This window comes from Bradyrhizobium sp. ORS 375, assembly GCF_000239775.1.
In the GTDB taxonomy this organism is placed as follows: Bacteria; Pseudomonadota; Alphaproteobacteria; order Rhizobiales; family Xanthobacteraceae; genus Bradyrhizobium.
In genome coordinates this window covers 1-9,793 of sequence record NZ_CAFI01000486.1, presented here as the reverse complement: position 1 = coordinate 9,793, position 9,793 = coordinate 1, and the positions used below count along the sequence as shown (strand labels likewise).

The 9,793-nt window shown below is 65.3% G+C and carries 12 protein-coding genes and 1 pseudogene; 5 read left to right on the top strand and 8 right to left on the bottom strand.

The genetic code is table 11. From position 1 onward, the window contains the following. The first annotated feature begins 161 nt into the window (after positions 1–161). Together BRAO375_RS33925 and BRAO375_RS38295 are read left to right on the top strand one after the other, a co-directional pair. Positions 162–461, top strand: coding sequence for a hypothetical protein (locus BRAO375_RS33925; RefSeq protein WP_035643529.1), 300 nt, complete (start codon positions 162–164; stop codon positions 459–461). A gap of 136 nt (positions 462–597) precedes the next feature. After that, positions 598–738, top strand: a complete 141-nt coding sequence (locus BRAO375_RS38295; protein WP_175345411.1) for a hypothetical protein — start codon at positions 598–600, stop codon at positions 736–738. Positions 739–928: 190 nt separating this feature from the next. On the opposite strand, the gene BRAO375_RS33920 is transcribed toward BRAO375_RS38295, so the two are convergent. From BRAO375_RS33920 to BRAO375_RS33890, 7 genes are all read right to left on the bottom strand, one after another. After that, the gene (locus tag BRAO375_RS33920; RefSeq protein ID WP_035643526.1) at positions 929–1,816 is read right to left on the bottom strand and encodes a dienelactone hydrolase family protein; all 888 of its coding nucleotides are present in this window, start codon (positions 1,814–1,816) and stop codon (positions 929–931) included. Between the two features lie 330 nt (positions 1,817–2,146). Further along, positions 2,147–2,665 (bottom strand): hypothetical protein, encoded by a 519-nt coding sequence (locus BRAO375_RS33915; protein ID WP_009031938.1) that lies wholly within the window; start codon positions 2,663–2,665, stop codon positions 2,147–2,149. Positions 2,666–2,927: 262 nt separating this feature from the next. Next, the gene (locus tag BRAO375_RS33910) at positions 2,928–3,365 is read right to left on the bottom strand and encodes a hypothetical protein (RefSeq protein WP_244423422.1); all 438 of its coding nucleotides are present in this window, start codon (positions 3,363–3,365) and stop codon (positions 2,928–2,930) included. A 204-nt stretch (positions 3,366–3,569) separates the two neighbouring features. After that, entirely contained in the window at positions 3,570–3,821 is a 252-nt protein-coding gene (locus tag BRAO375_RS33905; protein ID WP_009031936.1) for a hypothetical protein, read from the bottom strand. Positions 3,822–4,067: 246 nt separating this feature from the next. Continuing rightward, positions 4,068–4,694, bottom strand: a complete 627-nt coding sequence (locus BRAO375_RS33900) for a transglutaminase-like cysteine peptidase (protein ID WP_035643523.1) — start codon at positions 4,692–4,694, stop codon at positions 4,068–4,070. Between the two features lie 332 nt (positions 4,695–5,026). Next, the gene (locus BRAO375_RS33895; protein WP_035643520.1) at positions 5,027–5,641 is read right to left on the bottom strand and encodes a PilZ domain-containing protein; all 615 of its coding nucleotides are present in this window, start codon (positions 5,639–5,641) and stop codon (positions 5,027–5,029) included. 120 nt (positions 5,642–5,761) lie between these two features. Next, positions 5,762–6,319 carry a PAS domain-containing protein gene (locus BRAO375_RS33890; protein WP_009031933.1) on the bottom strand — a complete coding sequence of 186 codons (558 nt, stop codon included), beginning with the start codon at positions 6,317–6,319 and terminating at the stop codon, positions 5,762–5,764. A gap of 511 nt (positions 6,320–6,830) precedes the next feature. Here BRAO375_RS33890 and BRAO375_RS33885 point away from each other — a divergent pair. Together BRAO375_RS33885 and BRAO375_RS33880 are read left to right on the top strand one after the other, a co-directional pair. Next, a complete protein-coding gene (locus tag BRAO375_RS33885; RefSeq protein ID WP_009031931.1) occupies positions 6,831–7,625 on the top strand; it encodes a rhomboid family intramembrane serine protease in 795 nt (264 codons plus the stop codon). Positions 7,626–7,898: 273 nt separating this feature from the next. Next, positions 7,899–8,327: a CBS domain-containing protein gene (locus BRAO375_RS33880; RefSeq protein ID WP_009031930.1), complete on the top strand. Its 429-nt coding sequence runs from the start codon at positions 7,899–7,901 to the stop codon at positions 8,325–8,327. Here the strand turns inward: BRAO375_RS33880 and BRAO375_RS33875 are convergent. Next, positions 8,314–9,327, bottom strand: a complete 1,014-nt coding sequence (locus BRAO375_RS33875) for a patatin-like phospholipase family protein (protein ID WP_009031929.1) — start codon at positions 9,325–9,327, stop codon at positions 8,314–8,316. The two genes, BRAO375_RS33880 and BRAO375_RS33875, sit on opposite strands and share 14 nt — an antisense overlap. A gap of 260 nt (positions 9,328–9,587) precedes the next feature. On the opposite strand from BRAO375_RS33875, the pseudogene BRAO375_RS38790 reads away from it, so the two are divergent. Continuing rightward, positions 9,588–9,793, top strand: a pseudogene (locus tag BRAO375_RS38790) (hypothetical protein); the annotation flags it as partial.

Genomic DNA, 9,793 nt, shown 5'->3' with positions numbered 1-9,793 from the left:
GCTGAGGCGAGGATGTCTGCGCATTGCCAAAGCCGCGCAGGTGACGTGCAGATACCAACTCGCGCAGATGTGAGCGGGCTTGCCCGCGAGCTGTTCCAAATCAGGCTTTAAGGGTCGACGCGGTAAGGCTGCGGGACCTGCCTGATTTTGGAGACGGATCGATGCGCAAGACATGGATGGGAATGGTGGCGGCCGGTGTGATCGCGCTGATGATGGCGCCCGGCACGGCGTCGGCGCGCGGCGGCTTCCATCATGGTGGCTTCCATCACGGCTTCTATCACCACGGCTTCGGCCCTGGTTTTGCGATCGGCTTCGGCTTTGGCTATCCCTACTACTACGGCGGCTATCCGTACGACTACTACCCCTACACCTACGAGGATCTCGGCGGCTGCTACGTCGTGAAGAAGCGCGTGCGGACAGCGCACGGCTGGCGCGTTCGCCCTGTGGAAGTCTGCGAGTGAGCGTGAACCTGGAGGTGGGCTGACGCGTTGGACGCTCACGTCGCTTTAACGATATCTCGTCACGATTCATTGCCGCTGCGAATGAGCGAAGCGGCGATGGAGAAAGAGCTGGCGCAACGCTTGCATGGATCCAGGCATGATGAACTCACTCACATCCCCTGAACTCACCTTCGTCTTCATGGGCGTCGTCGTCAGCCTCGGTGCTGCGCTGGTCTGGATGGCCTGGGAGCTCGAGCAGAGCGCCCGTCAGCCGGCAAAGGTGCGTCGGCGGCGCTGAGCTCTGACTCACGCTCATCGAATTGTAGGGTGCGCAAGGGCGCGGCCGCGCTCGTGCGTCGTGCAAGATGGCAATGGCGCCGTGCCCACCATTCTTGCTGATGAGTGCACTGAGCGATGGTGGGCACGCTGCCGCCCGACGGCGGCTGCTTTGCCCACCCCACGCGGTTGCGTCGACAACATCGTGTCGATCAACTCAGCACGCCATACTTCTTGAACCACGCCTGCATTTGCGCCCATGCATCCTCGGCCGCCTCCTTGCGGTAGCTCGGACGATAGTCGGCGTGAAAGCCGTGCGGCGCGCCGGGATAGAGCTTGAATTCGGCGGTCTTCTTGTTCTCCGCGAGCGCGGCCTTCATCGCCTCCACGCTGGCGACGGGGATGCCGGTGTCCGCCTCGCCGTAGAGTCCGAGCACGGGCGCCTTGATCTCGGGCGCGAGCTGCATCGGGCTCTTTGGAAAAGCCGGGCTGGGCGGATCGGTCAGCGGGCCGTAGAACGCGACGGCGGCCTTCAGCCCGGCATTGTGGGCGGCATATTCCCAGACATTCCGGCCGCCGCGGCAGAAGCCGACGATGCCGAGCCGCGAGGTGTCGCCGCCCTGCGACTTGGCCCAGGCCACGGTCGCATCGAGATCCGACAGCAACTCCGCATCAGGCTTTGCATTCACGATCGGCAGCAGCTCCTTGATCTCGGTGATCTTCGTGAGATCGGTGCCCTTGCGGAAGTAGTAGTCCGGCGCCACCGCGAACGCGCCGAGCTTGGCGAGGCGGCGGGTCACGTCCTTGATGTACTGGTGCAGGCCGAAGATCTCCATCGCGACCAGGATGACGGGCGGATTGCTGGCGCTGGCGGGTCTGGCGAAATAGACCGGCATCTCGCCGTCGGCGACCTTGACCTTGGCATCGCCGGCATTGAGGCCGGAGGTGTCGGTCGTGATCACCTCGGCGCGGACGGGGCCCGCGGCCAGCGTGTAGCCGGCAGTCACTGCAGCAGATGCGGTCATGAAGCCGCGGCGCGAGAACGGGGCGACCTTGGTCAGTCCGATGACATCGGAGGTCAAGACAGGTTCGGCAGACATGCGGGCTCGTCTCCTGGGTGGGCGCGCATTGAGCCGAGAAGTCCCGGGGAAAAGCAAGTCACCAGCCGGAGAGCGCTCGCCGGCGCCGTCGGTTCCGTCAGGTCCTTGCGATCAGCAGTGGACTACAAAGAACAAGGCCGTCGGCGCAGTATGGCGCCAACGACCTTGCCAGCCCCGGATATTGAAATTGGCCCTGTGCCATCCTGAAATTGGCTCGCCATCCGGTAACCGCAGGATGGCCCGATTCCGCAGCCCTGCTGTGTGAAGCACTTCACAAGGTTCCGGGAAAATTCGGCAGGAATTGTACAGGGGGCGCGCGGCCCGCGATCCCTAGCCGCGATTGCGGCGAGACCGGTGCCCGCTGCGGTTCGCATGCGCGCGCGCGCGGATGCTGCGGTTGCGTGACGGGGGCGAGGCCTGCTCCGAGGATTGCGTGCTGGCGAACGACTGGCGCAAGCCGTCGATCGACTCCTTCAGGGTCGAGACCTGGTCGGACAGACGCTTGGTGTCGGCCTGCTGGGCGGCGAGCAGGCGCCGCATGCTCTGCAGCTGCTCCTGCATCATCTGCAGCTGGTCGATCGACTCCTGCTGGGTGGCCTCGAGGCCCTTGGTCTTCTCGACCAGCTGCTCGGAAGCCTGCACCGTCCTGGCCTGCAGCTGCCGCGTCACCGCCCCGCGCTCGGCTTCGGCCGGCGAGCCGGCATAGGCCCGCCACAGCACGATGCCGCCGATGCCGGCGACCAGCACCAGCAGGGTGGCGGCGGCGAGCGCGATCGGCTGTGAGCTCTTGATCGGGCCGGTCGCGGCCTTATCGAGATAGGTTCTGGTGTCGCGCGTCACCGGGTTCATCACCAAACCACCCACAATCGAAAAAAGCTTCGGAAGCCGGTCCCCAAAATGGACCGGCGAAAAGGCTTTGCAGTCGGATCGATCCGCGGCAGCAAAACGCGTGCCCGGCGGCAGGCGATCCCGGCCGCAAGACTTTATTAGCAAATCGGACAAAAGAGAGGCCTGCAAGCCCGAAAAACTGCGGCCGGCGGTTCCGGCGCAGCGGTATCGGCGTCATCGCGAGCGGGGCGGGTGGCGTCCTGACCCCAGGGCGGTCAGAGGCTTACTGGGTCGCGTTGCAGTTCCGGCAGATCGTGAGCTTCTGCTTCAGGCGAGCCTCGTCGGCCATGTCGGCCGCCTGCTCTTCCTCATAGGTCATGCGCCCGCTGCGGTAGCCGGAGCTCGACTGCGCCGACATCACGTCGACCCGCGAGTCGCCCCTGCGCTTGCCGCCCTTGCGCGTGGCGGTGCCGATCTCGGGCTCCATGGCCATATCGTTGTCGGTCTCCGAAGCGGCGACCCGACCATCCCAGTCGGCCGCACCAGACGCCGTCTGCGGCGCCGCCATGACCACCTTGGGCGACGCCGCCATCGCGGGGGAGGCCGCCGCGGGCGTATCGGCCGAGGCCAGCGGGCCGGAACAGCCGGTCCCGGACATGCAGCAGTTCGTCAAGCTCAGGGCCGCGGCGACGAGCGCCGCACTTCGCAGGATCATCATCATGCCGACAACCTAAACCCGACGGTCGAGGGAAAACAAGGTTGGCCGGCGGATGCCGCGCCCTGCCTGCGACATATCGTCAAAGCAAGGCCAAAAAAAGTTGCGGCTCTCGCGGGACTCAAGGCCTCGCAGGGCAATAGCGCCGAGATCCGGTTGCCGACCGCTTCTGCTGATCGATGTCCCACCAGTCACGTGCGCACAGCATCGTCAGTCGCGCCGTTCACGGGAGGTCGCCCCTGACGCGCTCGCCGAGTTGAGCAGCGCGCCGCTGCTCGGCTCCAAAATGCGCGCGGGTGCGACGGAAACCATCTCGCTGTCAGACGGGGCAGGATGGCCGACCATGGCCTCGAACGGCTTGCCGTCCGCTCCGACATTGGACCAGATCATCAGGATGTTGATACCGAACAGAACGACGAACGCGATCAGAGCCATCGCGGCGGTAATTTTCGAGTTGTACATAATAAAAAATCCCCCACTGGTTGAAAAAACCTTCGGACAAGACGGGGGTCAAGGCTTGCGAATCAAATTTTCTGAGGACAGCCGCAGGACCTTGGGGCGGAACATCGCGCTCAATGATCTCAAATGCGGCCTGAAAAAGTTGCGGCCAGGCCTTGGGGGAGGCCTGGCCGCGCGCGAACCGGTCTGGGACGGGGAGGGGTGGGGATGTGACCGGGTCGCGTAACTCGAATGTCGTTGCCTCTCGGTTCAGCGCTCTCGGGCGCTGGCGGTGGCCACTGCCGGGCGACCGTCGCCGAGCGAGACCCAGACGTTCGGGTCGCTCTGCGACTGCCGCTTGACGAAGCGGTAGCCGGTCTCGGTCCAGGCGACGACGCTCTCGTTCTGATTGTCGAGAACGTACTCGCCCTTGTCGGTCTTCACGGTGAGGACGGCGTGTCCTTCACCCTTCTTGTCGCGCACCACCGTGATCAGCAGCGCCTCGCGGGGCCAGCCGGCATCGATCAGCAGCTTGCGCTTCAGCAGCACGTAATCCTCGCAGTCGCCATAGCCGTCCGTCGGCAGCGACCATTTCTCGACCACGCCCCAATGGTCCATATCGGTGATGGGCTTGACGTTCTCGTTGACCCAGCGATTGACCTTTAGCAGATCGCGCCAGGCGGTCTGGGACAGCACGATGTCGCGGGGCTGCGACGCGCCGCCGCGGCATTCCTCGGGGGTCTCGGTGCAGAACTCGATCCAGCCGATCGGGGCCCGCGTGGTGTCGCCAAGGCTCGCATAGAGCACGCGGTCATCACCGGCATGCGCCATCGTCCCCATCGCCATCAGAATGGCTGCGACCGCCAACCCCTTCGCCTGTCCCGTCCGCTTGACCATTTTGGCCCCCGTTTTCGTTGGGACCATGTGTCTCACAAAGATTTTTCGCTGCCGCTAAATCGCCACGATGGATTTGACGAAAACCCAATTCAAACAAAGCGCTAATTAGGATCTTTGTTGAATCGAATAAGCCTAAAATTTGAATCGATCGCAGTTAGTTCAAATGCGCTGCATTAAGTCCGGAACCGCTGTCATTGCAGGCCGGAGGCCGCGTTTGATGTCGCGAATTAACTGCGCGGGATACGACGTGCGATCGCCGAACGCCACACGGCGCCCGTGGGGACGGGCGCCGTGTGATCCGTGGAGTTGCGGGATTTGCGGGAGTTGACGCTTTACCGCGCGGTAACGCTCTCTTCGAGCGTTTCGGCGAGCTGCGGATGCATGAACTCGATGGCGAAGCCGCCTTCGAGATTGCGCACCACGCGCGCCTGCACGCGGCCCAGCATGACCTGCGATTTCATCGCCGGCTTGGTCTCGGCGGCGATCGCCGCGCCCGACAGCGACATGTCGATGATGCGGCAGGTCATCTTGGTGCCGTCCTCGAGCGTCAGCACCGCGATCGGGTTGCGCGGGATGATACGGTCGTGGCGGCGATCCTCCGGCAGATTGAGGATGTCGCGGTTGGCGAGCCAGGTCAGCTGCGCAGCGAGCTTGTCGCGCTTGCGCGCGGTCGCGCCGATGGTCATGGCGAAGCCGTTGTCGATGATGCGGGTGATCTTGCCCTCGACGCGGCCGATATGGTCGAGATAGGCGATCACGCGGTCGCCGACATTGCCGATGCCGGGCGCGAGCAGCGCAAGGCCGCCGGGCGACATGTTGATGACTTGGCAGGGATACTCACGCCGGTCCGGCAGCATGTAGCGGCCGAGCAGGTGGACCTTGACCCGCTGGAAACGGCGGCGCTCCTCGGCGGCCGGAAGGGATTGTTTGATGTTCGGCAACGCCATGTTTCGCCACTCAAAGCCGGCTCTTAGCAGCGCCGGGGGATCCAGCAACGAAACTAAATCCTGCACGGTTAATTCAGCGTTATCGGAGTGTGGTCGGCCCGTTACCCCATCTACGAAAGATCAGCGCAGTCCCTCATACACCATCAGGCCCCGCGCCAGCGCCAGCTTGCGCAGCGCGCGCGGCACGATCGGCTCGACCGGCGGATGGATGTAGCGCCAGGACACGATCTCGAGCGGTCCGAGCGCGCCTTGCGGTGTCTCGAACGGGGCGAGCAGGCCGGTCAGGCTGATCGGCTCATGCGCGCGCGTGGCGAACGGCAACAGCAGCAGCTCGAAATGCGCCGTCGTGCGATCCGGCGCTTGCGCCGTCACGCCGGCGATCGCCGGCAGCGTCTCCTCGGAGACGACGGTGGCGATCTCCTCGATCTCGCGGCGGCTCTCCTGCGTGAAATGCGCCGGGAAGCTCCTGTCCTTGACGTCCCCGCCGAGCAGGGCGCACAGCCGGGTGCCGGCCATGCGGAACGGAAAGCCTAGGTCGGCATCGCACGACAGCACGAAGATGTCGCCGAGCAGCTCGCGCACCGCCGACGGTTCGAACTCGCTGCGCTCCGGCGCCTTGCCGTGGCCGCGCCTGTCGTTCCAATAGGCGAAGAGCTCGCGATTGGACGGATGTTTCATCTGAAGACCCCTCGCGCCCTCGACGTCGTCAGGACATCGCTGTCCCGCTTTCGTCCAGGCGCCTCCCTGGATTGTTGTCGCAGGAGGGGCGGTGCAGCGTCCATGCCGATGGTGCGATCGTGCCGGCTTTCTCCCGACCTTCCGCGCGTTAAGGTTAAATTAACGATGTGCTTGGCTTCGGCCCTGGGATCGTTAAGAAAGCGTTCATCAGATCGCGGCCGGAAGGTGGAAGGTCCACCGCGATCGGACGGGTACACGAAGGCGGCGTCAAACACGTCCGGTCGTCGCGACGGGGAGGGGTGGGGATCAAACCCAGGGCTCTCCGGACGCAGAAAAGACCGGCAATCTTGCGAGGGAGGGCTTTCTCAGGGCTCTCCCTCTTTCTTTTTCAGGGTCCCGCACCGTTCGGCGCCATCAGGCCGCTCATCAACTCTTCACGTGTGCGCTTGCACAAGGCCGTCAAAGCCGCCTATCTGACGGGTCTGTTCCTCCGTCGAAGGCGTGCGTTCCCTTGGATTCTCCGTCAGACCTCACGCAACAGCAACCGCTTCAGGAACCGCGCGAGCCGATCCTGAACCTGCCGGGCGCACTGACGGCCTACGTCCTGCTGATCGCGGCGATCCATCTGCGGGTGCTGCTGCCGGACGAGTGGGACAGCCTGATCATCGATCTGTTCGCCTTCGTCCCGAAACGATACGACCAGACCTTGCTCGACGGCGCGTTCCCCGGCGGCACGCCGGCCAAGTTGTGGACCTTCGTCAGCTACTCGCTGTTGCATGCCAATCTCGCGCATATCGGCTTCAACGTGCTCTGGCTGCTGCCGTTCGGCAGCGCGCTGGCGCGGCGCTTCGGCACTGTCAGGTTCTATCTGTTCATGGCGGTCACGGCGGCCGCCGGCGCGCTCGCCCATCTCATCACGCATGAGCACGAGCTGGCGCCGATGATCGGCGCGTCGGCCTCGGTGTCGGGCGCAATGGCTGCCGCGATGCGCTTCGCGTTCGTGCGCGGCGGCTTCCTGTCGTTCGGGCGCGGCGATGCCGAGGCGGCGGCGAAGGTGCCGGCGCTGTCGCTGTGGCGCGCGCTGCGCGATCCGCGCGTGCTGGGCTTTCTCGCGGTCTGGTTCGGCGTCAACATCGTGTTCGGCGTCGGCGACCTCACGCCCGGCGCCGAGGGCGCCAGCGTCGCCTGGCAGGCGCATATCGGCGGCTTCCTTGCCGGGCTCGTCCTGTTTGGCCTGTTCGATCCGATCCCGCATGTGCGTGACGATGCTGCACCTGCGTTGCCGTCGGAGCCGGTCGACAGTTAGTTGCCTCCAGGCTGCGCTTGCGAGCGCGCGGGATTTCATCCATCATTTGTGCTCGATGCAACCGGGGCACGACTCTGGGCAAATAAAGGCAGGCCCATCTTTGGTCATTGGCCGGCCTGCCGAGCGCACTGCAACCAGAACGCGACTGGTGCATTGCCTGACTGTTGATTGGCACTCGTAACTCAGCACTCGCTTGACTGAAGACTGCTGCAAGCATCGGCCGCAACGACGCCTCGCTCAAGAAGGCGCATCGGCCTCTCAAGGAGACGAGCAATGACAGTACGTGCGATCCTCGACACCAAGGGCCACAAGGTCGAGAGCGTCGAAGCTCAGACCACACTCGCCGAAGCCGCCAAGCTGCTTGCCGATCGCAAGATCGGCGCCGTGCTGGTGATGTCGGGCACGCGGATGGAGGGCATTCTCTCCGAGCGCGACATCGTGCGCTCGCTCGGGGAGCGCGGCGCCGCGGCGCTGACCGAGCCGGTCTCGAGCGTGATGACGCGGCGCGTCGTCAGCTGCCGGCCGCAGGACACGGTCGCCGAGATCATGGAGATGATGACCAACGGCAAGTTCCGCCATCTGCCGGTGATCGAGGGCGGCCTCGTCGTCGGCCTGATCTCGATCGGCGACGTTGTGAAGTGGCGCGTCCAGGAATACGAGAACGAGCAGGAAGCGCTGCGCCAGTACATCAAGACGGCGTAGTTCCGCCGCTGGCCGGCGCGGTCGCGCCGATCGCCTCATGGATCGAATCCAGCGCACGTTCGGCCGCCTTGGTGCCGAACGCGATGAGATCGGCCGCGCGATGAAAGTCGAACCAGCCGATCTGGCCGACGCGCGGCGAGATCAACAGATCGGGCGGATCGCCGGCGAGCCGCGCGCGGGTGATGCGGTCCTGCATGATGTTGAAGGCGTCGACCATCACCGAGGAGATCCCCGGCCGGCCGCCTTCGCCGAAGAACTGCCGCTTCACCGCGCGTTCGGCCGAGAACAGCCTGCGGAAGCGCCGCTTCGGCGGCGTGCTCTCCATCACCGTCTCCGGCACCTCGACCGGCTGGCCATGCGAGTAGATCGTCGTCGAATGCGTGAACACGTCGCTGGACAGGTTGGCGGCAATGACGATCTCGGCGCCGAGCGCGCGCGCCGCCGACACCGGCACTGGATTGACCATGGCGCCGTCGACCAGCCAGCGGTCGCCGATCAGCACCGGCGCGAAGATGCCGGGCAGAGCATAGGAGGCGCGCATCGCGTCGACGAGGCTGCCATGGGTCAGCCAGATCTCGTGTCCGGTGCGGATCTCGGTGGCCACCGTCGCGACCTTCATCGGCAACTCCTCGATCGCGACGCGGCCGAGCGAGGCTTCGAGCTGGGCGGCAAGCTTCTCGCCGCCGATCAGGCCGGAACCGTTGAGTCGGATGTCGAGATAGCCGAGCACGCTGCGCATCTGCAGGCTGCGCGCCCATTCCTCCAGCGTATCGAGCTGGCCGGCCGCATAGGCACCGCCGACCACCGCGCCGATCGAGGTGCCGACCACCACGTCGGGCACGATGCCATGAGCCAGCAGGGTTCGGATCACGCCGATATGGGCAAAGCCGCGCGCCGCGCCGCCGCCGAGCGCCAGGCCGATCACCGGCTTGCGGATCGTGCCGAGCCCGACATTGCCGCCTTCTCCGCCCTGGCGGCCTCCCATCAACATGTCCAGCACCGTCGTCTCCACGCTTACGCTCATCGGCGGCGTCCGGCCGCGGCCGTTTCGTCGCCATGTCCGGGATCAGCCTACCAGAAGCATCCTTTATGCCGATTGACGGGCGGATCAGATGCCGTCGATTTGATGTCCGAGGCGACCGCGAGATCCCGCGAGGAAGGGGACGCCTTTGGCTGCGACCGAGTCGCGCGGCGCCGGCAGGGTTCCCCAGATCAATGCAGCAGAGGCTTGAATTTGCCCCGTTTTCGGTCAAAAGCAGCATGATGAGGACAGGGCGGTGGTTCCCCAGATTCCGGCGCGTCGGGCGGCTGTCATGGCCTGTCCTGGCCGCGTCATGTCTGCTGGCGGCCTCACCCGCGCGCGCTCAGCTGTTCAGCGATCGTCCGCCGCCGGTTCCGCCTGCCTCGGTCCCTGATCCGGGCGCAGCCGTCAGCCTGGCGCCGCCCTCCGGCCCGGGCGCCGGTCC

Excerpts from the sequence above, each read along its gene's own strand:
- BRAO375_RS33920 (WP_035643526.1), bottom strand. The coding sequence starts at position 1,816 with ATGTCTGCCGAACCTGTCTTGACCTCCGATGTCATCGGACTGACCAAG.
- BRAO375_RS33905 (WP_009031936.1), bottom strand. The coding sequence starts at position 3,821 with ATGTACAACTCGAAAATTACCGCCGCGATGGCTCTGATCGCGTTCGTC.
- BRAO375_RS33895 (WP_035643520.1), bottom strand. The coding sequence starts at position 5,641 with ATGGCGTTGCCGAACATCAAACAATCCCTTCCGGCCGCCGAGGAGCGC.
- BRAO375_RS33925 (WP_035643529.1), top strand. The coding sequence starts at position 162 with ATGCGCAAGACATGGATGGGAATGGTGGCGGCCGGTGTGATCGCGCTG.
- BRAO375_RS38295 (WP_175345411.1), top strand. The coding sequence starts at position 598 with ATGATGAACTCACTCACATCCCCTGAACTCACCTTCGTCTTCATGGGC.
- BRAO375_RS33915 (WP_009031938.1), bottom strand. The coding sequence starts at position 2,665 with ATGAACCCGGTGACGCGCGACACCAGAACCTATCTCGATAAGGCCGCG.
- BRAO375_RS33900 (WP_035643523.1), bottom strand. The coding sequence starts at position 4,694 with ATGGTCAAGCGGACGGGACAGGCGAAGGGGTTGGCGGTCGCAGCCATT.
- BRAO375_RS33910 (WP_244423422.1), bottom strand. The coding sequence starts at position 3,365 with ATGATGATGATCCTGCGAAGTGCGGCGCTCGTCGCCGCGGCCCTGAGC.
- BRAO375_RS33880 (WP_009031930.1), top strand. The coding sequence starts at position 7,899 with ATGACAGTACGTGCGATCCTCGACACCAAGGGCCACAAGGTCGAGAGC.
- BRAO375_RS33890 (WP_009031933.1), bottom strand. The coding sequence starts at position 6,319 with ATGAAACATCCGTCCAATCGCGAGCTCTTCGCCTATTGGAACGACAGG.